Annotated in this window: 19 protein-coding genes; 8 read left to right on the forward strand and 11 right to left on the reverse strand. The window is 65.6% G+C overall.

What is annotated here, in order from left to right:
* Window positions 1-3: 3 nt before the first annotated feature.
* The 3 genes from IVA82_RS09070 to IVA82_RS09080 all read left to right on the forward strand — a co-directional run bounded on the left by IVA82_RS09070 (window position 4) and on the right by IVA82_RS09080 (window position 5121).
* A complete protein-coding gene (locus tag IVA82_RS09070; RefSeq protein WP_247382805.1) occupies window positions 4-972 on the forward strand; it encodes a zinc-binding dehydrogenase in 969 nt (322 codons plus the stop codon).
* Between the two features lie 218 nt (window positions 973-1190).
* Window positions 1191-2564: a cation-efflux pump gene (locus IVA82_RS09075; RefSeq protein ID WP_247382806.1), complete on the forward strand. Its 1374-nt coding sequence runs from the start codon at window positions 1191-1193 to the stop codon at window positions 2562-2564.
* Window positions 2565-2790: 226 nt separating this feature from the next.
* Entirely contained in the window at window positions 2791-5121 is a 2331-nt protein-coding gene (locus IVA82_RS09080) for a PAS domain-containing sensor histidine kinase (RefSeq protein WP_247382807.1), read from the forward strand.
* A 7-nt stretch (window positions 5122-5128) separates the two neighbouring features.
* Here IVA82_RS09080 and IVA82_RS09085 read toward each other — a convergent pair whose 3' ends face one another.
* Window positions 5129-6022: a LysR family transcriptional regulator gene (locus IVA82_RS09085; RefSeq protein ID WP_247382808.1), complete on the reverse strand. Its 894-nt coding sequence runs from the start codon at window positions 6020-6022 to the stop codon at window positions 5129-5131.
* Between the two features lie 223 nt (window positions 6023-6245).
* Here IVA82_RS09085 and IVA82_RS09090 point away from each other — a divergent pair, with 223 nt between their 5' ends.
* Genes IVA82_RS09090 through IVA82_RS09110 form a run of 5 tightly spaced genes read left to right on the forward strand, consistent with a single transcriptional unit; the run spans window position 6246 to window position 12226 of the window.
* Entirely contained in the window at window positions 6246-6734 is a 489-nt protein-coding gene (locus IVA82_RS09090) for a formate dehydrogenase subunit gamma (protein WP_148739956.1), read from the forward strand.
* Entirely contained in the window at window positions 6731-8287 is a 1557-nt protein-coding gene (locus tag IVA82_RS09095; protein WP_247382810.1) for an NADH-quinone oxidoreductase subunit NuoF, read from the forward strand. The genes IVA82_RS09090 and IVA82_RS09095 overlap by 4 nt, the downstream gene beginning before the upstream one ends.
* 10 nt (window positions 8288-8297) lie before the next feature.
* Window positions 8298-11171: a formate dehydrogenase subunit alpha gene (gene fdhF, locus IVA82_RS09100; protein ID WP_247382811.1), complete on the forward strand. Its 2874-nt coding sequence runs from the start codon at window positions 8298-8300 to the stop codon at window positions 11169-11171.
* 4 nt (window positions 11172-11175) lie between these two features.
* A complete protein-coding gene (gene fdhD / locus IVA82_RS09105; protein WP_247382812.1) occupies window positions 11176-12003 on the forward strand; it encodes a formate dehydrogenase accessory sulfurtransferase FdhD in 828 nt (275 codons plus the stop codon).
* On the forward strand, window positions 11993-12226 hold the full coding sequence (locus IVA82_RS09110) for a formate dehydrogenase subunit delta (RefSeq protein WP_247382813.1): 234 nt from the start codon (window positions 11993-11995) through the stop codon (window positions 12224-12226). The genes fdhD and IVA82_RS09110 overlap by 11 nt, the downstream gene beginning before the upstream one ends.
* Here IVA82_RS09110 and IVA82_RS09115 read toward each other — a convergent pair.
* The 10 genes from IVA82_RS09115 to IVA82_RS09160 all read right to left on the reverse strand — a co-directional run bounded on the left by IVA82_RS09115 (window position 12183) and on the right by IVA82_RS09160 (window position 25441).
* A complete protein-coding gene (locus IVA82_RS09115; protein WP_247382814.1) occupies window positions 12183-15170 on the reverse strand; it encodes a bifunctional [glutamine synthetase] adenylyltransferase/[glutamine synthetase]-adenylyl-L-tyrosine phosphorylase in 2988 nt (995 codons plus the stop codon). The genes IVA82_RS09110 and IVA82_RS09115 overlap by 44 nt on opposite strands.
* A complete protein-coding gene (locus tag IVA82_RS09120; RefSeq protein WP_247382815.1) occupies window positions 15167-16621 on the reverse strand; it encodes an ATP-binding protein in 1455 nt (484 codons plus the stop codon). The genes IVA82_RS09115 and IVA82_RS09120 overlap by 4 nt, the downstream gene beginning before the upstream one ends.
* Window positions 16605-17285, reverse strand: coding sequence for a response regulator transcription factor (locus tag IVA82_RS09125; RefSeq protein WP_148739969.1), 681 nt, complete (start codon window positions 17283-17285; stop codon window positions 16605-16607). Before IVA82_RS09125 ends, IVA82_RS09120 begins: the two co-directional genes overlap by 17 nt.
* A 273-nt stretch (window positions 17286-17558) precedes the next feature.
* Window positions 17559-19133, reverse strand: coding sequence for a Do family serine endopeptidase (locus tag IVA82_RS09130; RefSeq protein ID WP_247382816.1), 1575 nt, complete (start codon window positions 19131-19133; stop codon window positions 17559-17561).
* Window positions 19134-19389: 256 nt separating this feature from the next.
* The gene (locus IVA82_RS09135; protein WP_247382817.1) at window positions 19390-19872 is read right to left on the reverse strand and encodes a cytochrome c-type biogenesis protein; all 483 of its coding nucleotides are present in this window, start codon (window positions 19870-19872) and stop codon (window positions 19390-19392) included.
* Window positions 19873-19876: 4 nt separating this feature from the next.
* A complete protein-coding gene (locus tag IVA82_RS09140; protein ID WP_247382818.1) occupies window positions 19877-21859 on the reverse strand; it encodes a heme lyase CcmF/NrfE family subunit in 1983 nt (660 codons plus the stop codon).
* Entirely contained in the window at window positions 21856-22347 is a 492-nt protein-coding gene (ccmE, locus tag IVA82_RS09145) for a cytochrome c maturation protein CcmE (RefSeq protein ID WP_247382819.1), read from the reverse strand. Before ccmE ends, IVA82_RS09140 begins: the two co-directional genes overlap by 4 nt.
* A gap of 37 nt (window positions 22348-22384) precedes the next feature.
* Window positions 22385-23539, reverse strand: a complete 1155-nt coding sequence (gene ccmI, locus IVA82_RS09150) for a c-type cytochrome biogenesis protein CcmI (protein WP_247382820.1) — start codon at window positions 23537-23539, stop codon at window positions 22385-22387.
* Between the two features lie 131 nt (window positions 23540-23670).
* Window positions 23671-23940, reverse strand: a complete 270-nt coding sequence (locus IVA82_RS09155; RefSeq protein ID WP_247382821.1) for a hypothetical protein — start codon at window positions 23938-23940, stop codon at window positions 23671-23673.
* 100 nt (window positions 23941-24040) lie between these two features.
* Window positions 24041-25441, reverse strand: coding sequence for a hypothetical protein (locus IVA82_RS09160; protein ID WP_247382822.1), 1401 nt, complete (start codon window positions 25439-25441; stop codon window positions 24041-24043).
* Window positions 25442-25586 lie beyond the last annotated feature (145 nt).

The following is a 25586-nucleotide window of genomic DNA, read 5'->3' on the forward strand; positions in this document are numbered from 1 at the left end:
TACATGAAGGCCTATGTCTACGGTCCTGACGGAGCTGGGATTTCCGACGTCGCTCAACCAAAGCCTGAGGGCACGCAGGTGCTGGTCCGCGTCCGCGCCTGCGGGCTGAACCGCGCCGACACCGGCATGCGCAAGGGCCACGCTCATGGCGCGGCCGGCGGCGCCGGCACAGTCCTCGGCATGGAATGGGCCGGCGAAGTCGCCGAGCTCGGCCCGGATGCGAAGGGCGTGACAGTCGGCGACCGCATCATGGGTTCGGGTGGTGCGGCGTTCGCGGAATATACGCTGGCCGACCACGGCCGGCTGTTCCACGCGCCCTCGAACATGAATTTCGAGGAAGCGGCCAGCCTCCCCGTGGCGCTTGCGACCATGCACAACGCCGTCGTCACCGTCGGCGGCGTGCAGCCAGGACAAGCCGTGCTGATCCAGGGCGCAAGCTCCGGCGTCGGCCTGATGGCGATGCAGATCGCCAAGCTGAAAGGCGCAAAGCTCGTGATCGGCTCCTCCACTGACGCCACTCGCCGCGGCCGGCTCACCGCGTATGGCGCCGATCTCGCAATCGACTCCTCCGATCCAAAATGGGTCGACGAGGTGCTGAAGGCGACGAACGGCGAAGGCGTCGACCTCATCGTCGATCAGGTCTCGGGCAAGGTCGCCAACCAAAACCTCGCCGCCACCAGGGTCAAGGGCCGCATCGTCAATGTCGGCCGGCTCGGCGGCACGCATGCCGACTTCAACTTCGACCTGCACGCCGCGCGCCGCATCAATTATGTCGGCGTCACCTTCCGCACCCGTACCATTGAGGAGGTCCGCGAGATCTTCAACGAGGTCAAGAAGGACATCTGGGCTGCGGTGGAGTCGCGAAAACTGCAGCTGCCGATCGACAAGGTGTTCGCGTTCGACGACATCGATGAAGCCTTCGAGCACATGGAAGCGAACAAGCATCTGGGGAAGATCGTTGTGACGCTGTGAACGGACAACAGCGGGCAAGAGCGACGGCACTCCGCTCTCTCTCCCCGTCATGGCCGGGCTTGACCCGGCCATCCACGTCTTTACCCCTCGCGACGAACGTGGATGCCCGGGACAAGCCCGGGCATGACGGAGTTGGTGGATACGCTCCTGCAACTCACTAGCGACTACACGTGTGGATCACTGCTTGATGTTCACGCCCGGGCTGCTAAATCCCCGCCATGACCTCCCAGCACAGCAAGGCGTCGGTTGCGGCGATCTCGATCTTCGCCAGCGGCGGCATGGCCGCGGCCAAGTTCGCGGTCGGTATCGCGATCGGTTCGCTCGCGCTGATTTCGGAGGCCTTGCACTCCTCGATCGACCTGGTCGCGACCATCATCACCTGGGCGGTGGTGCGGGTGTCGGACAAGCCGGCCGACCACGAGCACCATTACGGCCATGGCAAGCTGGAGAGCATCTCCGCGCTCGGCGTCACCGCCCTGCTCTACGTGCTCGCCGGCGGCATCCTGGTCGAGGCCTATAGCCGGCTGCGTGAGGGAACCCCGCCGCTGACGATCTCGGCCGTGCCGTTCGTGGTGTTGGTGATCGATATCGCCGTCAACCTGTGGCGAGCCCGCGCCCTGCACCGTGCGGCGCGGGAAACCCGCAGCCAGGCGCTCGCCGCGGATGCGCTGCATTTCGCGTCCGACGTCATGGGCTCGTTCGCGGTGATCGTCGGCCTGATCCTCGCCGCCCTCGGCTTCTGGTGGGGCGATGCGGCCGCGGCCGCGGCCGTCGCCGTGATGATTGCGGCTCTCGGCCTGCGCATGGCCGGCTCGACCGTGCAGACCCTGGTCGACCGCGCTCCGGAGGGCGCGCAGGAGACGGCCACGGCCGCGATCCGCGGCGTGCCGGGCGTGATCGACGTCGAGCGGCTGCGCGTGCGCATGGTCGGCGCGACCACCTTCATCGACACCATCGCGAAGGTGCCGCGGACCTATCCGATCGACCGCGTCGAGGACATCAAGCGCAACGCGCAAGCCGCCGTCGACAAGGCTTTCGGCGATGCCGACCTCACCTTCACCGCCGTCCCCGTCGCGCGCGACAACGAGACCGTGCGCGACCGCATCATGGTGATCGCGCGCAATTCGGGCCTCGCGGTCCACCACGTCACGGTGCACGACCTCGGCGCCAAGCTGATCGTCGGCATCGACCTCGAGGTCGACGCCGAGATGCAACTCGACGCCGCCCATGAGATCGCCAACACGCTGGAGCGCAACATCCAGGAGGAGTTCGGCGCCGATGTGGAAGTCGATGTCCATATCGAGCCGCTCGAACCGGAACTCCCGTTCGGTGTCGATGCAGCGCCGGAACGGGTCCAGACCATTGCCGCTGCACTCACGGAATATTCCGCCGGCGGCGAGATCCACGACATCCACAATGTCCGCGTCCGCAACACCGACGCCGGCGAGATCGTCAACTTCCACTGCCGCGCCGCGCCGTCGATGAGCGTGACCAGGGTGCACGAGCATGTCGATGCGATCGAACGCGCGTTGCGACGCGCGTTCCCCAGCGTGAAGCGCGTCATCAGTCATGCCGAACCACCGCGGGCGTGACGCAGAGTGCGCGAGGAGTCGCACGTTCTCGTTTCGGACTCGCGGCGCGCGTAATATTGCGGACGAGGGCCGCGCAAATTCTGCGCTGGATAAGAATAAATTCGCATTAACGATTCGTTGACTCTCGACAGGCTGCGAAAACTGGATTCAAATCGCTGTGATTCGGAAGCGACGTGGGGCTGCTTTCCGGACCTAGTGGCAAGCAGGTTTTCAGGGGGCCGAAGGCATGGCGCGTGCAGACGCCGCGAACGCGTGTGTCCAATCCGATTCGATCAAAGGATTGGCGCAATCGATCGCGAAACCTGCCTATCATCGGCTCCTGATCGCCGAGCCGGCGCTGCGGCGCGCCGTGCCGACGCTGATCATTGCCTTCCTCATCACGATATGCCTCGGCGCCTTCGTCCAGGTCGTCGATCAGACGCGCCAGAAGCGGCTGGTGATCCGGCATGACATCTCGGCGCTGGCCGACCTGCTCGCCGAACGCATCGACCGCCTCACCTCCGCACGGCAGGAGCGGCTGAAGAACATCGAGAGCCTGCCGACGCTGCTGCCCGACCTGATCCCGTCCTGGGGCACGGCTTCGGGCCGCCACGTCATCGTCACCTCCGCCGGCGTCGACCGCCGCATTCTCGCGCGCATCCCGGTCGGCGGCGATCCTGCCGGCAACGACCGTCTGCTCGATTCGATCACGACCGCGCAATTGCTGGCGGCACCGCCGCGCGACACCGACATTGCCGACCTGACGCTGCCGAACGGCAACGCCGCGATGGCGACCTCGCGCCCGATCAAGTCGCTGCCGGGCCTCGTCACCGTGATCCAGGAGCGCAACGAGCCGATCTGGGGCTCGGACGCGGCGCTCTCGGTGACGCTTTCGGCGACCACCGGCTTCGTGGTCCTGATCCTCGGCTTCGCCTTTCACTGGCAGTCGACCCGCGCCCGTGAGGGCGACCTGATCAACGACGCCGTGCGTGGCCGCATCGACACCGCGCTCAACCGCGGTCGCTGCGGCCTGTGGGACTGGGATCTGTCGCGCGGCCGGATCTTCTGGTCGCAGTCGATGTTCTCGATGCTCGGCCTCGACGGCCGCAACGAGCTCCTGACCTTCGGCGAGGTCAACGCGCTGGTGAAGTCCGACGACATCGACCTGTTCGCGATCGCCGATCAGCTCATCTCCGAGAAGATCGACCACATCGACCAGACCTTCCGCATGCAGCATGTTGACGGCCACTGGATCTGGCTGCGCGTCCGCTGCGAAAAGACGCGGAGCGCGACCGACTCTAGCGTCCACCTGATCGGGATCGCGGTCGACATCACCGAGCAGAAGAGCCTCGCCGAGAGGACCGTGGAAGCCGACTTGCGGCTGCGCGACGCGATCGAGACCATTCCCGAGGCCTTCGTGCTGTGGGACGCGAGCGACCGCCTCGTGCTCTGCAATTCCCACTTCCAGCGCCTGCACAGGCTGCCCGACAGCGCCGTCATTCCCGGCACGTCCTACGAGACCGTGCTCGAAGTCGGCCGCATGCCGGAGGTCCGCACCCGTCACAACGAGACCGCAAGCCAGAGCCCGGGCGCACGCACCTTCGAGGCGCAGCTTGACGATGGCAGCTGGCTGCACATCAGCGAGCGCCGCACCAAGGACGGCGGCTACGTCTCGGTCGGCACCGACATTACCCGCATCAAGGAGCATGAGCAGAAGCTCGTCGACAACGACCTGCGCCTGCGCGCCACCGTTATCGACCTGAAGCGCTCCCAGGCGGCGCTCGAACGCCAGGCGGGCGAGCTGGCCGATCTCGCCGAGAAGTATCAGCGCGAAAAGACCCGCGCCGAGGAAGCCAACCAGACCAAGTCAAAATTCCTCGCCAATATGAGCCACGAGCTGCGCACGCCGCTCAACGCGATCATCGGCTTCTCCGAGATCATGGGCTCAGGCATGTTCGGCGAGCTTGGCTCGGAGAAGTACCAGGAATACTGCCACGACATCCTGACCAGCGGGCATTACCTGCTCGAGGTCATCAACGACATCCTCGACATGTCCAAGATCGAGGCCGGCCGCATGAAGCTCGACATGGAAGAGCTCGACCTGGCACGGACGCTCGCCGAGTCCCTGCGCGTCGTCTCCGGCCGCGCGCAAGATAAGCTCCTAACGCTCGATGCCGACATCGCAAAATCCATCTCCGTCGTCGCCGACCGGCGCGCCACCAAGCAGATCATCGTCAACCTACTTTCGAATGCGGTGAAGTTCACGCCGGACGGCGGGCGCATCGTGGTGCGTAGCCGGCAGCTCGACGACAGCATCGTGCTGATGATCGCCGATACCGGCATCGGGATTGCGCCGCACTCGCTGGCGCGGCTGGGGCGCCCGTTCGAGCAGGTCGAGAGCCAGCTCACGAAGACTTATCACGGCTCGGGACTGGGGCTCGCGATCGCGCGCTCGCTGGCACAGCTCCACGGCGGTTCGATGCGGTTGCGCTCCAAGCTCGAGGTCGGCACCGTCGTGCGCGTGACCCTGCCGCGCGATGCCAAGAAGGCGGCGGCCGGAGTTTCTGCCGCGGCGTGAAGCCGGGCTAGAGCTGCAGCGTCGGCGCCACCTCGCGCGCGACATTGACCAGCGCAGCGATCAGCGGCGTCATCGGATCGCGTTGCGGGATCACCATGCCGATGCTGTAATTGACCTCGGGATCGATGATCGGGATCGAGCGCACCGTATCGGAAAGGCCGAGCGTCTCGGCCAGTTTCGCCGGCATCACGCTCGCCCAGCGCCCCGTCTTCACATGCGTGAACAGCACGAGCAGCGAGTTCGAGGTCAGCGTCGGTGTCGCCTCCGCGTCAACCGAGCGCAGCGCGCGATCGATGATGCGGCGGTTCTGCATGTCAGGCGTCAGGAGGCATAGCGGCACCTGCCCGACCTCCTTCCACGTCACGGTCTCGCGGTCGCCGAACATCCCGTCCGGCGCAGTCAGAAGGCGGTAGCTCTCGTTGTAGAGCGGAATGGTGCGGACCTTGCCGATCGGCTCGTTCTCGATATAGGTCAGCCCGGCATCGACCTCGAGATTTTCGAGCAATCCCAGCACCTCGGACGAGGTGGTGGACTGGATGCGGAAGCGCACGTCGGGATGCCTGGCGCGGAACGGCGTCGTCAGCGCAGCGACCATGCCGAGCACGGTCGGAATCGCCGCGATGCGGATCTCGCCGGAAAGCTTGTCCTTCAGCGAATTGATCTCCTGGCGCATGGCGCGGGCATCGCCCACGATGCGCCGCGCCCAATCCAGCGCCCGCTCGCCTTCCGGGGTGAAGCCCTGGAAGCGCGACCCGCGCTGGACCAGCATCACGCCGAGGATCTCCTCGAGCTGCTTCAGCCCCGTCGACATGGTCGGTTGCGTCACGCCGCACACTTCGGCGGCCCGGCCGAAATGCCGCTCCTTTGCCAGCGCTAGCAACAGTTCAAGCTTGTCGAGCAACCGTGCGTCCCCTCGGATTCTGTCGTGGCATGCAAGCTAGCACGGCCCACCCCACTCAACACGCAAAAACCGCCGGACCGAACGGCGCCAATCGCATTTTCGTATCGACCGATTGCGCTCGGAAATCGATCTGAATTCGCAATCGCAGCATGAGACAGCTTTATTGATCTTCGAACGATTCCAAATACTCATAGGGGTCAGTCACTCCGGTCGGGAATGAAGAATGACAGCGGTTTACGAAGCTCGTCACGAACCTTGGGACGAAACGCGCGGCGCCGAGATCATCGCCGAACATGCCAGCCAGGAAGGCGCGACGCTGGTCGTCCTGCACGCACTCCAAAAGGCATTCGGCTACGTGCCGGAGGCAGCGATTCCCATGGTGGCTCAGGCGCTCAATCTGTCGCGCGCCGAGGTCCATGGGGTGTTCACGTTCTACCATGATTTCCGCCACAAGCCGGCGGGCCGTCATGTCCTGAAACTCTGCCGCGCGGAAGCCTGCCAGGCTGCGGGCGGCGATGCGCTGGCTGCACGCGCCGAGGCCAGGCTTGGCGTCTCCCTCGGCAACACCACGGCCGATGATCGCGTTACGCTGGAGCCGATCTACTGCCTCGGCCTGTGCGCGACTGCGCCGTCGGCGATGCTCGACGGGCGCCTCGTCGGCCGGCTCGATGAGAAGCGTCTCGATGCACTGATGGCGGAGGCGCAACGATGAGCATGCGTCTGTTCGTCTCGCGCGATGCGGGTGCGCTTGCCGTCGGGGCCGATGAGGTCGCGCTGGCGCTGCAACAGGCTGCGGCCACGCGTGGCGTCGCTGTCGAGATCGTCAGGACCGGTTCTCGCGGCCTGTACTGGCTGGAACCGCTGGTCGAGGTCGCGACGCCGCACGGCCGGATCGCCTTCGGACCGGTCGCCGAGAGCGACGTGCCCTCGCTGCTCGATGCGCTCGCCAGCAACACCCCGCATCTGCTGCGGTTAGGGGCGACCGACGAGATCCCCTGGCTGAAGCGCCAGACCCGCCTGACCTTCGCGCGCTGCGGCGTGATCGATCCGCGCTCGCTCGGGGATTACCGCGCCCATGGCGGCTACAAGGGCCTGGAGCGCGCGCTGTCGCTCGGCCCCGATGCGATACTTGCCGAGGTCACCGCGTCCGGATTGCGCGGCCGTGGCGGCGCGGGGTTTCCCACTGGCATCAAGTGGAAGACGGTGGCGCAGGCAAAGGCCGATCGCAAGTTCATCGTCTGCAACGCCGATGAAGGCGACAGCGGCACCTTCGCCGACCGCATGATCATGGAAGGCGATCCATTCCTCGTGATCGAGGGCATGACGACCGCCGCGATCACCGTCGGCGCGACCAAGGGCTACATCTACATCCGCAGCGAATATCCGCACGCGGTCGAAGGGATGAATGCGGCGATCACTGCTGCAAAGCGCGGCGGCTATCTCGGTGACAAGATCGGCGGTTCCACGCACAGCTTCGACCTCGAAGTGCGGGTCGGCGCCGGCGCCTACGTCTGCGGCGAAGAGACGTCGCTGCTGGAAAGCCTCGAAGGCCGCCGCGGTCTCGTGCGCGCAAAGCCGCCGCTGCCGGCGCATCGCGGTCTGTTCGGCAAGCCGACCGTGATCAACAACGTGCTGTCGTTCGCAGCAATCCCCTTCATTCTCGCCGAAGGCGCCAAGGCCTATGCGGATTTCGGCATGGGCCGCTCACGCGGCACGATGCCGATCCAGCTTGCCGGCAACGTCCGCCATGGCGGGCTGTTCGAGACGGCGTTCGGCGTGACGCTGGGCGAACTCGTCGACGACATCGGCGGCGGCACCGCCACGGGCCACCCCATTCGCGCGGTCCAGGTCGGCGGCCCGCTCGGCGCCTATTTCCCCCGCGGCCTGTTCGACACGCCGTTCGACTACGAGGCCTTCGCCGCGCGCGACGGCCTGATCGGCCATGGCGGCATCGTCGTGTTCGACGACAGCGTCGACATGCGCAAGCAGGCCCGCTTCGCGATGGAATTTTGCGCCGTCGAATCCTGCGGCAAGTGCACGCCCTGCCGGATCGGCTCGACCCGCGGCGTCGAGACCATCGAGAAGATCATGCGCGGCGAGCGCGTGAGCGAAAACATCGCGATCGTCGAGGACCTCTGCAACACCATGAAATTCGGCTCGCTCTGCGCGCTCGGCGGGTTCACGCCCTACCCCGTGCTCAGCGCATTGAAGCACTTCCGGGAGGATTTCATCTCGGCCCCGAGCACGCTTCAGGCCGCGGAATAGGAGAACAACGATGTCTCTGATCGAAGAAATCGATTTCGGCACGCCGCGCTCGAAATCGGCAACGATGGTGACCCTGACCATCGACGGCAAAGAGGTCACGGTGCCCGAGGGCACCTCGATCATGCGTGCCGCGATGGACGCAGGCCACCAGATCCCAAAGCTCTGCGCAACCGACATGGTGGATGCGTTCGGCTCCTGCCGTCTCTGCCTCGTCGAGATCGAGGGCCGAGCCGGCACGCCGGCCTCCTGCACCACGCCGGTGATGTCCGGCCTCGTCGTCCACACCCAGACGGAGCGGCTAAAGACCCTGCGCAAGGGCGTGATGGAGCTCTACATCTCGGACCATCCGCTCGACTGCCTCACCTGCGGCGCCAACGGCGATTGCGAATTGCAGGACATGGCCGGCGCCGTGGGCCTGCGCGACGTGCGCTACGGCTATGAAGGCGAGAACCACGTCTTCGCAAAATCGGGCGGCGAGGTGAATCCCGCCTGGATGCCGAAGGACGAGTCCAACCCCTATTTCACCTACGATCCCTCCAAGTGCATCGTCTGCTCGCGCTGCGTGCGCGCCTGCGAGGAGGTGCAGGGCACCTTCGCGCTCACCATCTCCGGGCGCGGCTTCGACAGCCGCGTCTCGCCCGGCATGAGCGAGAGCTTCCTTGGCTCCGAATGCGTCTCCTGCGGCGCATGCGTACAGGCCTGCCCGACCGCGACGCTGACGGAAAAGTCCGTGATCGAGATCGGCCAGCCCGAGCAGTCCGTGGTCACGACCTGCGCCTATTGCGGCGTCGGCTGCGCCTTCAAGGCCGAGATGCGCGGAGAGGAAGTCGTGCGCATGGTGCCCTACAAGGACGGCAAGGCCAATCGCGGCCATTCCTGCGTCAAGGGCCGTTTCGCCTGGGGCTACACCAACCACAAGGAACGCATCCTCAAGCCGATGATCCGCGAAAGAATCGAAGATCCCTGGCGCGAAGTGTCGTGGGATCAAGCATTCTCGTTTGCCGCCACGAAGATGCGCGGCATCCAGGAGAAATATGGCCGCGATGCCATCGGCGGCATCACCTCCTCGCGCTGCACCAACGAAGAAACCTATCTTGTGCAGAAGCTGATCCGCGCCGGCTTCGGCAACAATAACGTCGACACCTGCGCACGGGTCTGCCATTCGCCGACCGGCTATGGCCTGTCGCAGACCTTCGGCACGTCGGCCGGCACGCAAGACTTCGATTCGGTGGAGAATACCGACATCGCAATGATCATCGGCGCCAATCCGGCCTCCGCTCATCCGGTCTTCGCATCGCGCCTGAAGAAGCGGCTGCGCCAGGGCGCAAAGCTGATCGTGATCGATCCGCGCCGCACCGAGATGGTGGACTCGCCTCACGTGAAGGCGCTGCATCTGCCGCTGATGCCCGGCACCAACGTCGCCGTCGTGACGGCGCTGGCCCATGTCATCGTGACCGAAGGTCTCGTCAACGAAGCCTTCGTCCGCGAGCGCTGCGACTGGAGCGAATTCGAGGAATGGGCCGCGTTCGTCGCCCAGCCGAAGAACAGCCCGGAGGCGACCGCGATCCTGACCGGCGTAGATCCGAAGGACCTGCGCGAAGCCGCACGCATCTACGCCACCGGCGGCAACGGCGCGATCTATTACGGCCTCGGCGTCACCGAGCACAGCCAGGGCTCGACCACCGTGATCGCGATCGCCAACCTCGCGATGGCGACCGGCAATATCGGCCGTCCTGGCGTCGGCGTGAACCCGCTGCGCGGCCAGAACAACGTGCAGGGCTCCTGCGACATGGGTTCGTTCCCGCATGAGCTGCCCGGCTATCGCCACATCTCGGGCGATGCCGTGCGCGACCAATTCGAGGCGCTGTGGAACGTCAAGCTCAACCCCGAACCGGGCCTGCGCATTCCCAACATGTTCGATGCCGCGATCGAAGGCACGTTCATGGGCATCTATGTCCAGGGCGAGGACATCCTGCAATCCGACCCGAACACTAAGCATGTGGTCGCGGCGCTCTCCGCGATGGAATGCGTCATCGTCCACGACCTGTTCCTGAACGAAACCGCGAACTACGCCCACGTCTTCCTGCCCGGCTCGAGCTTCCTCGAGAAGGACGGCACCTTCACCAATGCAGAGCGCCGCATCCAGCGCGTGCGCAAGGTGATGACGCCGAAGAACGGGCTCGCCGACTGGGAGGTTACGATGGGCCTTGCCAAGGCAATGGGCCTCGACATGAACTACAATCACCCGTCCGAGATCATGGACGAGATCGCGGCGCTGACACCGACCTTCGCCGGCGTCTCCTACGCCAAGCTGGACGAGCTCGGCTCAGTGCAATGGCCCTGCAACGAGAACGCGCCGGAAGGCACACCGGTGATGCACATCGACGGCTTCGTCCGCGGCAAGGGCAAGTTCGTCGTCACTGAATATATTGCCACCGACGAACGCACCGGCCCCCGCTTTCCGCTGCTGCTGACCACGGGCCGCATCCTCAGCCAGTACAATGTCGGTGCACAGACCCGCCGCACCGAGAACGTGGTCTGGCATGCCGAGGACAGGCTGGAGATCCATCCCCACGACGCCGAGCAGCGCGGCGTGCGTGACGGCGACTGGGTGCGGCTGCAGAGCCGCGCCGGCGAGACCACGCTGCGCGCGGAGATTACCGACCGGGTCGCGCCGGGCGTGGTCTACACCACCTTCCATCATCCGGACACGCAGGCCAACGTCATCACCACCGACTTTTCGGACTGGGCGACCAATTGTCCGGAATACAAGGTCACGGCGGTGCAGATCTCGCCGTCGAACGGCCCGTCCGACTGGCAGAAGACCTATGACGCGCAGGCGCGGCACTCCCGCCGCATCGCGCCGGCCGAAGCCGCGGAGTAGCGGCATGCACGTGCCGGTCCAGGCCATCGACCGCGAAATATGGCGCAACGACGTCGCGTCCGAAGGGGCACGGCTGATCCCCGAAGAGACGCCGCTGGCGCTGACCTATAATGGCGGCACCTATGCCGTCATGATGGGTACGCCGCAGAACCTGGAAGATTTTGCCGTCGGCTTCAGCCTCGACGAAGGCATCGTCAAATCCCTCGATGAGATCCGGTCGCTCGAGGTGGTCCGTCTCGACGAGGGGATCGAACTGCGCATGTGGCTGACATCAGAGAACGCCGGGCGGATCAGCGAGCGTCGGCGCCACATTGCAGGCCCGACCGGCTGCGGGATCTGCGGCATCGATTCCATTGCGGAAGCCGTGCGGCCGGCAGCCGTGGTGCCGCAGGGGCAGACCTTCACGCCGGAGCAGATCATGGCGGCGATGCAGGCCATCGCGCCGCTACAGTCGATCAATCTGCAAACCCGCGCCGTCCACGCCGCAGCGTTCTGGTCGCCGCCCCACGGCATCTTGGCGCTGCGCGAGGATGTCGGCCGCCATAACGCGCTCGACAAGCTCGCCGGTTCGCTGGCGCGCAGCCGGACGGATGCAAGCGGCGGCCTCGTGCTGCTGACGAGCCGCGTCTCGGTGGAGATGGTGCAGAAGACCGCCGCGATCGGTGCGCCGGTGATGGTCGCAGTCTCCGCGCCCACCGCGCTTGCGGTACGCACCGCGGAAGCAGCCGGCATCACGCTGATTGCGATTGCGCGGCAGGACGGGTTCGAAGTGTTTACGCATGGCAGCCGGATCGTGGCCCGCCATGCCACGGAGGTTGCCGATGTCGCCTGACCGCCTGATCTACATGGCCAACCAGATTGGCACGTTCTTCCGCAGCCAGGGCCACGACAAGGCAGTGCCGGGGATCGCCGAGCACATCAAGAAGTTCTGGGATCCCCGAATGAAGCGGGCGATCTTCGTCCATCTCGATGCCGGCGGCGCGGGCCTGGAGCCGAATGTCCGCGAGGCCCTTATCTCGCTGAAGCAGGCGATGTTGCTTCCAACAGCGCCCTGAACACGCGCCGTACTTCGGCCTGCGTTTCCTTCACGCGCGCCTCGAGCGATGAGAAATCCGGCGCATCGCCGGCCCGCGCCATCATCCGCTGAAGGTCGGTGCCGGCCGTTTCCGGCCTGAAGCGGTCGCTGACACAAAGCCGCAGGATCTGCGTGAGGTCGTAATAGAGCCGCGTGGCTGCGCGCAGGATTTCGGCCTCAGATTGCGGCAGCACACCGAGCCTGGCGGCGTTCTCCAGCACTTGCATCGTGCCGACATCCAGGATTTCCGGCTTTGCGTGAGCATGGACGAGCTGGAGATATTGCGCGATGAAGTCGATATCGATCATGCCGCCGGCGGCATATTTCAGATCCCAGTAATCGGTCTCGCCCTTCTCCTGCGCGATCGCACGCCGCATGTCCGCGACGTCGGTTGCGATGATCACGGGGTCGCGGCGGCGGGTCAGGACGTCGCGGATCACCGCCGCGATCCGTTCGCGAAACTCCGGCGATGCCGACACCACGCGCGCGCGCGTCAGCGCCATGTGCTCCCAGGTCCAGGCCTCGTTGGCCTGGTAGTCCGCGAAGGAGACGAGGCTTGACGCCACCGGACCGGCGCGCCCCGAAGGACGCAGCCGCATGTCGACCTCGTAGAGCACACCGTAATTGGTTCGCGTGGTGAAGGCGCTGATCAGGCGCTGTGTGAAGCGGGCAAAATAATGCGCGCCCTGCAGCGATTTCGGCCCGTCGGAGTCCGGTGCCTCGCTGTCGAAATCATAGAGCAGGATCAGGTCGAGATCGGAGGACGCGGTCATTTCGCGGCTGCCGAGCCGGCCCATGGCGACGATCGCGGTTTCCTGGCCCTGGATACGGCCGTGCTGGGCGGCGAAGCGGTCGGCAACGAGGCCGTGCACGGTGTGGACGATGCCTTCGGCGACGTCGGCAAACGCCGTGCTCGCCTGTTGCGCCGAGACGGTGCCGGAGAGAATGCGCGTGCCGATCAGGAACAGGCTCTCCTGTCCGAACAGGCGCAGGCGATCCAGAAACTCCTCGTACGAACTCGCGTCCTGCACCGTGGCCGCGAGCCGCTCCGACAATTCCTGCCGGTCCGGCATCGCGCCGAAGAAGCGTGGATCGATCAGACCGTCCATCAGCTGGGGCTTCCGCGCCAGCATCTCGCCGAGCCGCGGTGCCGCACCGAGCACCAGCGCCACCAGCGCGACGAGTTCGCGGTTCTGGCCGAGCAGCGTGACTAGCCGCCCGCCGCGCTGCAGCGCCTGAAGAAAATGATCAAACGCGACCACCGCGCGGTCCGGCTCCTCCGCATGCGCGAGGCCGTCGATCAGGGCTGGAAGAAACTCGACAAAGGCGCTTCGCGTCGCCTCAACGCGGAACACGCGGTAGTTGCCGTCGATCCAGTCACGCATGGTCTGCGCGACGGCAGCGGGCTTCTTGAAGCCGAGCGACGCCAGATGCTGTAGCAGGCGCGGCTCCTCGGGACCGGCGCGGTAATCGATCGCCGGCAATTTCGCCGTGCCGGTCGGGTCGTCACTCTCGAACAGCTTTTCGTAGTGTCCCTGGACGATTTCGAGCTGGCGCAGCAGGTCGCGCGCGAAGGCCTCGCGATCCGGGTAGCCGAAGAACCAGGCAAAGCGCTCGACTGCCTTCTTGTCTTCGGGCAGCGCATGGGTCTGCTCGTCGGCGACCATCTGGAGGCGGTGCTCGACCCGGCGCAGAAACGCGTATGCCATGGCCAACTCGTCGCGCGCCGTGAAGGTGATCCAGTTGCTGGCGGCGAGCACGTCGAGCGCGGCGAGCGTCGGCCGCACCCGCAACTCCGGATGGCGGCCGCCCGCGATCAATTGCTGGGTTTGCGCAAAAAATTCGATCTCGCGGATGCCGCCGCGCCCGACCTTGACGTTATGGCCTTCGACCGCGATTTCACTCTGCCCGCGATAGGTCTGCATCTGCCGCTTCATGTCGTGAACGTCGGCAAGCGCGGCGAAGTCGAGATGCTTGCGCCAGACGAAGGGAGAGATTTCGGCGAGCAGCGCCTCGCCTGCCTTGGGATCGCCGGCGCAAGCACGCGCCTTGATCATCGCGGCGCGCTCCCAGGTGCGCCCCTCCCGCTCATAGTAATTGAGCGCGGCGTCCCGTGAGATCGCCACCTGCGTCGAGGACGGATCGGGACGCAGGCGCAGATCGACGCGGAAGACGTAGCCGTCATAGGTGCGCTGCTGGAGAATGCGCGCCATGGCTTGCGTCACCCGAACAAAGAACGGCTGCGGCTCGATATCAGGCGCCAGCGTCGTGTTATCGGGATCGAAGAACACGATGAGATCGATGTCGCTGGAATAATTCAGCTCGCCCGCGCCCATCTTGCCCATCGCGAGCACGATCAGGCCGCAGCCCTCTTCCGGCGCCTCGGGATCGGGTGGCGAGAGTTTTCCACGTGCGGCTTCCTGCCGCAGCAGAAACTGGAGCGCCGCCTGCACGGAGGACACGGCAACATCGGTCAGAGCCGCTGTCACGCGCATCACCGGCCAGACCCCGCCGATGTCGCACAACGCGGTCAGAAGCGCCGCCTCCGCCTTCGTGCGACGAAGCAGCCGCATCACTTCGGCCTCATAGGGTGCAGCGAGCACCGCGCTTCTCGCCTCTGCAATCAACGCCTCGAGATGCGTATCCGGATCGCATTGCAGAAGCCGGATCAGGCGCAGCGGATCAGCGCGCATCAGCTCGAACAGATAAGGCGAGAATTCCGCGATGCCGGCCAGGATATCCCGCGCCAAGGGATGGACCAGAAATGCTTCAAGACGGACGGACTGTGCCGGCTCGAGCTCGGCCAGCCAATTTTCAAAACGTCGTTCGTCGGTTGCGGAAGCGGCAATATGGGGAGCCTCCGCAAAACGCGCGGCCAGGCCCTCGCCATGCTTGTCCGCGTTTCCCGGCGCGGAGTGGTTCATGCCACCTTCTGTGGCACATCCTGCATCGGAGGAGCAACCCTGTCGCCAGCGCGCGCCGGCAGTACCAGCGTAGCGACGAGACCGGGCTGAGCATCGCTCAACCGCAATTCGCCGCCATGCAATGTCGCAACCGCCGAGGCGAGGCTGAGGCCGAGCCCCGAGCCCGGCAGCGTGCGGCTGGCCTCGAGCCGCACGAATCGCTCGACGACATGCTTGCGGTCGGCCTCGGGGATGCCGAGGCCACGATCGGTGACGCTGAGCAGCACCTGATCGCCCTCGCGCTTCGCCTCGATCGTGATCTGCCGGCTGTCCAGGCTCACCACGGTTCCCGCCGCCAGAGCCGCCGGCTTGCCGTATTTGATCGCATTCTCGACCAGATTGGCGAGCGCTTGGCTGATCAGCTCGCGGTTGGCGTGAACCGGCGTCGGTTCGCACCTGACATTCAAGGTCATGCCATCGTCTTCGGCAAGCGGCTCATAGAGCTCGTGGATGCCGTTGGCGACCTCGGCGGCATCGAAATCATCCATATTGCCGCGCGCCTGCCCGGACTCCGCACGCGCGATCATCAGCAGCGCGTTGAAGGTGCGGATCAGGCCATCGGATTCCTCGATGGTCCGTTCCAGCGCGGCGCGGTAGTCGGCCTCGCTGCCGGATTTTGCCAGCGCCTCCTCGGCGCGGTTGCGCAGGCGCGTCAGCGGCGTCTTGAGGTCGTGGGCGATGTTGTCGGAGACCTCCTTCAGCCCCGCCATCAGCGCCTCGATCCGCTCCAGCATGGCATTGAGGTTTTCGGCGAGGCGATCGAGTTCGTCGCCGCTGCGCCCAACGGGCAGGCGCTCGCTGAGATCGCCCGTCATGATGCGATGCGCCGTGCCGGACATCGCGTCGATGCGCCTCAATACCCTGCGCGCGACGAAGATGCCGCCGCCCAGACCAAGCACCACCACGATCAGGATCGACCATTGCGCCGCCTTGGCGACGATCCCGAACAGCCGTCGCCGCTCGGCGAGATCGCGGCCGATCAGAAGCCGGAAGCCGTTCTCCAATTCGGTGACGCGCACGAGCGCACGATGGTCGCGGTCATCCGCGTCCTCGATGCGCCGGTATGCGGTCTCGGTCCAGCCGCGCGTCGCCATCACACCGGGCGCCAGCGAGCCGACATTGCCGGCAATCGCCTGCCCCGTCGGCGTGGTCACGAGATAAAGGTTGGCGCCCGGCCGCAGCGCCCGATACTCGATAGCGCGCACGAGACCGACAAGGCCGCGGCGCCCGTAGATCTCATTGATCTCCGAGGTCTCGGCATTGACCGTCTGCGTGATCTCTTCAGTGATCAGCCGCCGCGTATTCCAGGCGAAATAGCCCAGCAGCGAGGCCGCGAAAATCGCAAACAGAAACAGGTAAACCAGCGTCAGCCGGAACGCCGTGGTGCGGACGAGTTTACCGAATGCCGTCACGGATCATGTACCCGGCGCCGCGGATCGTGTGCAGCAGCGGCCGCTCGAAACCCTTGTCGATCTTGGAGCGCAGCCGCGAAATGTGCACGTCGATCACGTTGGTCTGCGGATCGAAATGATAGTCCCAGACGTTCTCCAGGAGCATGGTACGGGTCACCACCTGGCCGGCATGCTTCATGAGGTATTCGAGCAGGCGGAATTCGCGCGGCTGAAGCGTCAGCTCATCCTTGCCGCGGGCGACGCGATGGGAAAGCCGGTCGAGCTCGAGATCGCCGACCCGGTAGAGCGTGTCCTCGGCTGGGCCGCCGCGGCGGCGTGACAGCACCTCGACGCGGGCCAGCAGCTCGGCGAAGGAATACGGTTTTGGCAGATAGTCGTCGCCGCCGGCACGCAGGCCCTTGATACGGTCGTCGACCTGCCCGAGCGCGGAGAGAATCAGCACCGGCGTCGATTCGCCCTTGTCGCGGAGCGCGCCGATCAGCGACAGGCCGTCGCGCTTGGGCAGCATGCGGTCGACCACCAGCACGTCGTATTCGCCGCTCTCGGCCATGGCGAGGCCTTCCTCGCCGTCGCTGGCGTGGTCGGCAATGTGGCCGACCTCGCGAAACGCCTTCACGAGGTAGTCGGCGGATTCGCGGTCGTCTTCGATGATGAGGAGGCGCATTGTGCGGTCGGCGGCGGTCAAGGAGGTCAACCTTCTCTGAACATGGCGCGAGCGGCAATCGCATGCAAGCGGAGCGGGACGATCTTGCATCGGGAAAAAGGCGGGCGGTGAAGCTGGGGGGACCTCACCGCCCTAGGCCTTCCGACGGAGGGGGGCGTAATTCCACCGGAAGGTAGACAGGGGAAGCAAACTTTGTGTTGCTCCCCCGAAGGGCGCCGCCGGCGGGGGCGACTGATGCCGGCGACACCCTTCATCACGTAAGCCTCCTGAGGCCTAGCCCTTGGCGAGGGGCACGGCGACGAAGCGCGACTGGCCGCCGCTCTTCACGCGCATCAGGACGCTGTTCTTGTTGTCGGTCCGCGCCGTGTTGATCGCATCGCGGACGTCGCCGGCGGTGCTCACGCTCTTGCCGCCGACTTCGAGAATCACGTCGCCCTCCTTGAAGCCGCGTTCGGCCGCGGCGCTCTTCGGGTCGACTTCGGTAACCACGACGCCATCCTTGCCGGCGCCGGCCACCGAATTTGCGGGCGCGACTGTCATGCCGAGCTTGGGCACGTCAGTGCCGCGGTTCGCACCCTTGTTGGTGTCCGTATCGGTGTCGGACTTGGCCTCGACCGTGTTCGGCAGCTGGCCAAGCGTCAGGTTCACGACCTTGTCCTGGCCCTTGTGCAGCACGTTGAGCTTCACGGTCGCGCCGGGCGCCAAGCCGCCGATGGTGCGGGCGAGCTCACGGGCGTCCTTGACCGGTTCGCCATTGACCGCCGTGATCACGTCGCCGGACTCGATGCCGGCCTTGGCAGCCGGACCATTCGCCTGCGGTTCAGCAACCAGCGCGCCTTCGGCCTTCTTCATGCCGAGGCTGTCGGCGATATCGGATGTCACCGGCTGAATCTGCACACCGATCCAGCCGCGGCTGACCGAGCCCTTGTCCTTGAGCTGCGCCACCACGCTCTTGACAGTGCTGGCCGGAATCGAGAACGCGATGCCGACGCTGCCGCCGGAGGGCGAGTAGATCGCGGTGTTGACGCCCATCACCTCGCCCTCGGTGTTGAAGGCCGGACCGCCGGAATTGCCCTTGTTCACGGGCGCGTCGATCTGGATGAAATCGTCATATGGACCGTTGCCGATGTCCCGGCCGCTGGCCGAGACGATGCCCGCAGTCACGGTGCCGCCGAGGCCAAAGGGATTGCCGACCGCGAGCACCCAGTCGCCGATCCGCGGCTTGCCGTCGGCAAGCTTGGCGAACGGGAAGTTCGAGCTGCCCTCGACCTTGATCAGGGCCACGTCGGTGCGCTGGTCGGTGCCGATCACCTTCGCAGTATAGGTCTTGCCGTCATCGGTCGTGACCTCGACCTTGTCGGCGCCGTCGACCACATGGTTGTTGGTGACGGCATAGCCGTCAGCGGAGATGAAGAACCCGGAGCCCTGGCCCTGGACCACGCGGCCGCGGCCGCCCTTCTGACCCGGGAAGCCATCCGGTCCGCCGAAGCGGCGGAAGAATCGCTCCATCGGCGAGCCCGGCTGGAACGGCGAGGAATCCTCATCGCTGTCGTTGCTCGCGGTCTTCTCCTTCATGTTGACCTTCACGGAGATCACGGAGGGCTTCACGCGCTCGACGATATCGGCGAAACCGATGGGGCGTTCGACTTTTCGGACCTCGTTGTTGACCTGCGCATGCGCTGGGCTGGAGAACAAGTCGGCAGGCGAGGTCGAGGGGCTGAAGCCATAGACGGCGACGCCGAGGCCAGCGACAACCGAGGCCATCAGCGCGATCTTGCGTGCGGAGAACACCGAGCGGCCGGACTGCCGGTGGGACGGAAGGTTCGAAAGATCGGGACGGTCGGTCATGCAGAGGTCTCCAAGGTCTTGAATTCCTTTTGGTGCCGGATAGCAGCACCTTACGGACCTGAAGATGGGGGCTCCCGCCTTACCGTGCGCTGGCGGTGGGGTTAAACTTTCGTAATGAAGGCCCCGGAGGATGCGGCAGTTTATCGCAACCCGAAAACCGTGATCCCGCGGGAACTTAACGAGGTTCCGGCGACGGGCGCCGGGGCGCCCGCGCTGCGCATCGCAGCCTGCGTATGATGCGCAATGAGCGTCGCAATTAGCGCGATGGGGCGTCGTCGGACATCAAGGCGGCGAGCCGCGCCTCTTCGTCCGGCGTGAGCGGCGGGGCCGGGACGTCTGCACCACTCTGCGCGCGCCGCCGGATTTGCAGCCACAGCGCCAGGCCGCCGCCGGCCAGCAGCAGCGGCGCAAGCAGCCACAACAGCAAGGTCTGACGCTCGAAGCGCGGCTTCAGCAGCACGAACTCGCCATAGCGCGCCACCAGGAAGTCGAGGACTTGCGAATTGCTGTCGCCGGCTGTGATCCGCTCCCGCACAAGGAGACGCAAATCGCGCGCGAGCGGCGCGTCGGAATCGTCGATCGACTGGTTCTGGCAGACCATGCAGCGCAGCTCGCGCGACAATTCGCGCGCGCGGACCTCCTTGGCGGGATCCGACATGATCTCGTCGGGTTGCACGGCATAGGCCGCCGGCCACGACAGCAGCGTTAGCGCAATGATCACGAGCCACATCCGACGCATCGGATCACTCCGCCGGCTGAAGGCGTTGCTTGGCCCGCGCCGGCTTTGGCGCGCCGACCCGCAAGCGCCGGTCTGACAGCGACAAGACGCCACCGAATGCCATCAGGACCGGCCCCCACCAGATCAGGAGCACCAGCGGCTTGTGATAGATGCGCACGGCGATTGCGCCCTCGGCGGTGGCGTCGCCGAGCGAGACGTAGAGCTGGCTCGCGCCGCGCGTCAGCAGCGCGGCCTCAGTTGTCGAGGAGCCGCGGGTGGTGAAGCTGCGCTTGGACGGCGTCATGACGCTGAGCGTCTCGCCGTCACGGCTGACGTTGAACTCGGCAATCATCTCGCGGTAGTTCGGCCCCTGACGCTGGAACAGCCCGTCCAGCTTCAGATCGTAGCCGGCGATATGGGCGACCTCGTTCTGCCTCATCGTCCCGATGTATTCGCTGTTCCAGGTGGTCTCGCAGACGATCCCGATCAGCGCGACGCCAAGGCCGGTATGCGCGAATACCGTCCCCCAGGCCGAGCGCGGCAGGCCGCGGGCGCGGTGCAGCGCCGTTGCGACCGGCAGGCGGAACAGGCCGGTCCGTTCGGCGAGGTCCGTGATCGCGCCGGCGATGACGAAGACGCCAAGCCCAATTGCCAATGGCGCCAGCGCACTGCCACCACGCGTCCAGGCCCAGACGATGGCGATCACGACGAGCCCGGCAACACCCGCCGCAAGCAGACGCTGGGTGACGCCGAGCAGGTCGCCGCGCTTCCACGCCAGCATCGGTCCGAACGGCACGGCGAGCAGCAGCAGGGTGAACAGCGGGACGAAGGTGAGGTTGTAGAACGGCGCGCCGACCGACATCTTGAAATCGGCCAGCACTTCCATCGCCAGCGGATAGAGCGTGCCGAACAGCACGACCGCGCAGGCCACCGTGAGCAGCAGATTGTTCAGCACCAGCGCGCCCTCGCGCGAGATCGGCGCGAACAGGCCGCCTTGCTTCAACGCGGTCGCGCGCCCTGCGAACAGCGACAGGCTGCCGCCGATGAACAGGCAGAGGATCAGGAGGATGAACACGCCGCGCGTCGGATCGGTGGCAAAGGCGTGCACCGAGGTGATGACGCCCGAGCGCACCAGGAAGGTGCCAAGCAGCGACAGCGAGAAGGTCAGGATAGACAGCAGGAGCGTCCAGACCTTCAGGGCGTTGCGCTTCTCCATCACCAGCGCCGAATGCAGCAGCGCGGTGCCGGCAAGCCACGGCATCAGCGAGGCGTTCTCGACGGGATCCCAGAACCACCAGCCGCCCCAACCGAGCTCGTAATAGGCCCAGTAGGAGCCCATGGCGATGCCGAGGGTGAGGAATATCCAGGCGACCAGCGTCCACGGCCGCACCCAGCGCGCCCAGGCCGCATCGATCCGCCCCTCGATCAGCGCTGCGATCGCAAAGGAGAACGAGATCGAAAAGCCGACATAGCCGAGGTAGAGCATCGGCGGATGCACGGCGAGGCCGATGTCCTGTAGCACCGGGTTGAGATCGCGTCCCTCGATCGGCGGATTGGCGATGCGCAGGAACGGGTTCGAGGTCACCAGGATGAAAAGATAGAACGCGCTGGCGATCCAGGCCTGGACAGCGAGCACATGCGCGCGCAGCGACAGCGGCAGATTGTTGCCGAATGCCGCCACCAGCCCGCCGAACAGCGCCAGGATCGATACCCACAACAGCATCGAGCCTTCATGGTTTCCCCACACGCCGGTGATCTTGTAGATCAGGGGCTTCATGGAATGGGAGTTCTCGTAGACGTTGGCAACGGAAAAATCCGAGTTCACGTGCAGCATCACGAGGGCTGTGAACGAGGCACCAACGAACAGGAGCTGCGCCAACGCGGCCGAGCGCGCCACGTTCATCAGGGCGACATCGCGCAAGCGCGCACCGATCAGCGGCACGATCGACTGGATCAGCGCCAGCCCAAGCGCAAGCACCAGCGCATAATGTCCGGATTCCGCGATCACCGTGCCGCTCCCTGCGGGTTGCCTTGCGCGGTCGTGGCCGCAGGTTTTGCTCCGTAATCGTCCTTCCAGTGCCCCTGCTTCTTCAGGGCATCGGCGACGTCCTTGGGCATGTAGGTTTCGTCGTGCTTGGCGAGCACGGTGTCGGCCTTGAACACACCATGCGCATCGAGCGAGCCTTCGGCGACGACGCCCTGCCCTTCGCGGAACAGATCGGGCAAGATGCCTTTGTAGGCCACGGGGAGCTTTGCGCCACCGTCGGCGACTTCGAACGTCACCGCGAGATTGTCGCCGCGCTGGAGCGAGCCAGGCTGTACCAGGCCGCCGAGGCGAAACCGCTTGCCGGACTCGACGTGTTTCTCCGCCACCATGGTCGGGGTGGAGAAGAACACGATGGAGTCGCGCAGGGCGTTGAGCACGAGCGCGGCCGCCAGCGCCAGCACGGCGAGCGAGCCGCCGATGATGGTCATACGTCGCTGCTTGCGGGTCATGGCGTATCCGTTGTTCGCGAGTCTCGTCCAGACATCGTCATCCGTCGAGCCCGAGCGTCTTGAGACCTTCGTTGAGCTGGCGCAAGCGCTCGGCGTCGTTGGCGATCGCCTGACGGGCGTCGGTCGAGGCGCCCATTGCCTTGTCGCGATCGCCCATCACGAGATAGGCGCGCACCAGGCGCAGCCAGCCCTCGACATCGTCGCCGTTCTGCTTCAACCGCATGGCCAGGCGCTCGACCATGCCGCGCACCATCGCGCCGCGATCGCCCTCGCTCATATCCCTGGAGGCTGTGATCGACTCGTCCGACAGTGCCGGCAGCGCGCCGCCACTGCCGCCGACCCGCGCCAGCGCGGATTGCACCACGGGACGCCACGGCGCATCCGCCGGCGCTTTCGCAAGCAGCGCGCGCCAGATGGTGGCCGCATCGTCCTTACGGCCGTCCTGCTCGGCGGCGAGCCCGAGGAAATAATTCGCCTTGGGATCGTCGGAGTCCAGCGCGCGCGCGCGTTCGAATTCGGTCTTGGCCTCGGCGGTCACCACGCCGCCGGCGGCAGCCGACAGCGCCTCGCCGAGGTTGGCCCTTCGTTCGGCGCTCTCGCCGTTGTAGGTCAGCGAGTTCCGGTAGGCGCGCGCCGCATCGTCGAAACGGCCGAGTCGCTCCAGAACCGGCCCGAGCACGTTCCAGCCGCGCCCATCGGTCGGATTCTTTTCCAGATGCTGCTCGACCTGCACAACGAGAGTTTCGAGTGACCGCGCCATGCCGGATCCGGACCCGCGCTGCGCCAGCGGAAAGTCCTGAAGCTTGGGCGAACCGAGCGGCATGTAGACGCCGATCGCAACGAGCGGCAGCCCGACGAGCGCCAGTACAGCCGCGGCACGGCGCCATTTGAGACTCGACTTCGGTACTGGCGCGGGCTCATGGGCGGCGGCGGCGAGCAGCCTGCGGCTGATCTCGACGCGTGCAGCCTCGGCTTCCGGCGCCGCAATCAGGCCTGCACCGAGATCGCGCTCGATCTCGGTCAATTGGTCCTTGTAGACCGCGACCTCGCTGCCCCGATTCTCAGTGTCTTGACCTTCAGAGCCTTGACCTTCAGAGCCTCGACTCTGCGCGCGCGCGCGACGGCCGAGCGGCCAAAGCACGGCGAAGATCGCCGCGACCGTCATCAGCGCGAACACGAACCATAGCGTCATCAGGCAAACTTCCGGCAGCGCGCGAGCCGCGCCCACAGGTGGCTTTACACCACGGCAGGACGATGCGGCAATTGACAATTGTCAATCTTCCGCGACCGGATGCCGTCTTGAAGTCGTGGGAATCCAACGGCTTAGTGTATCTCGAAGTCTACACTCCGGGCGGCGTCCTCGCCATGCCCGTTGATGGCCTTCAGGAAGTACGTTCCCGGCTCGATCGCATCCGGCAACCTGATGCGCAGCGCGCCAACTGGAACTGGTGAAGCGATCGTTGTAGCGGTCTCCGGCAACTGCCGACCGCTCCCCTTCTCGACCAGCACCACCTTCGCCCTGACCATCAATCTCTGGTACTTCGCCAAGATGACGCGGTTCTCGATTTCAACGAAGCTGATAAGTGCTTTCATGCGCCCACAGATAGAAATTCCCCGGACTTGCACGGCGACCGTAGGGCCCGGCACCGGCACCGTCAACCAGAAATTGTGACCACGAAAATATGCGCTTGTATCAGCTCGCGCGCGACGATTTACGCTCGCCGGTCAGCGCATTCTCCGCAGCGCGACTCATCAGCGAGGCGTAATCATCGCCGAACAGCACCTCGCAGAAGCGGATCGCGGCCTGCACCTGCTGCTGCCGGTAGGCGCGGACCTTGTGATCGGCAGCGCGAAGCGACTGCACCAGCTGCTCGGTCGAGCGTTCCACATATTGCTGGAGGTCGGAATAGGTGCGCAGCGTCACCTCGTTGATGGCAAGTTCGCTGGCGTAGTTGCGGCAGGTCGCGACAAAGTCGATCAACGCCGCGGTTTCCTCCACCTCGGTGCTGTCGATCCGCGCCCCCGGCGGAATGTCCTTCTCGGCGCGCTGACGCAGGATGCGGCGAACGCGGCCGGGAACGCTGTCGATCTCCGATTGCAGCGCGTTGGAGATGTCGGCCCGGATCGCGGTCAACTGCTTGCCCCAGGCGGAATCGTTGCGCAGATCGAGCTCGGTACGCAGGCCGCGCACGCCGTCGTGCAGCGCCTTGAGATTGCCGGCGACATTGTCGAAATGACCGCGCTTGATGTCCATGCGCAGGATTGCGGCAACGCAGGACAGATCGTGCAGGGCGATGGTGACCGCCACGCCATAGGGCGTGGCCGCGACGCGGATTTCGTCGTCGGATGCGGCAATCTTGATGGCGAGGCGGATGATCTGCCAGGGTGCGGTCATCCGCTGCACCACCATGGAAAGCGTGAAGGGCAGCATCTGCGGCGTCTGGAGCACGGGAATGTTGAGCGCTGAAGTCACCGAGACAATCTGGGAATCGCCGAAGGCGCGCAGGAAGCGCGGCAGCTTTTCGTTCAGGGTGGCAATGGCCTCGCGCACGGCGAGCACGGCTCCGATCGAATAGAGATCCTCGATCACGTTGGGAGCACCGACGCGGGCGAGCGCGCGCGATTTGTCGCCACCGCCCGGCCCGGTCAGGGCAAAGATGGCGTCCGCAGCCACGGCCTGGAGCTTCTGCGCCAGCGCTTCGACCTGCCCCGCACTGTCCGCCGGCATCCGCGCGAGCGCGGCCTCGAATTCATTCACCTTGTCCGGGGCGCCGTCGCGGCCGAGCCATTGCCAGATCGGCTGGAGCGAGGCGCGGCGGATCTGTCCGACCCGGATCGGGGCGCCCGCCTCGACCAGGAATGGTTCCAGCACCTGGAACAGAAGTCGCGACAGATCGTCGGTGCGCGGTGGCGGGGCCTCCTCGGTCTCCGTTTTGCGCACGATCTTGCGCAGCTGCTCGAGCACGAGGGTCGCCACAGCGGTTTCCTGGCCGCGTTCCAGCGCGCGCTCGAACTCCCGCATCAGCAGCGCCTGCGACTGCGGCGGGAGCTGCGCGAGATATTCTCTCAGCCGCTCGATCGATGTCTGGCTCATACGCCCGGCTAGTGCACTGTGAAGTGGCGGACGAGGGATGCGTCCGGGCCGATCATAGGGGCGCTCGCCTTAAGAAGCCGTTGAGGAAGCTGCGCTGAATCCCACCGGTTTCGACCTGCAGGCCAAATAAGCGTGTAGAAACAGA

Origin of the sequence: Bradyrhizobium sp. 142, assembly GCF_023074015.1 — a bacterium.
Taxonomy (GTDB): Bacteria; Pseudomonadota; Alphaproteobacteria; order Rhizobiales; family Xanthobacteraceae; genus Bradyrhizobium.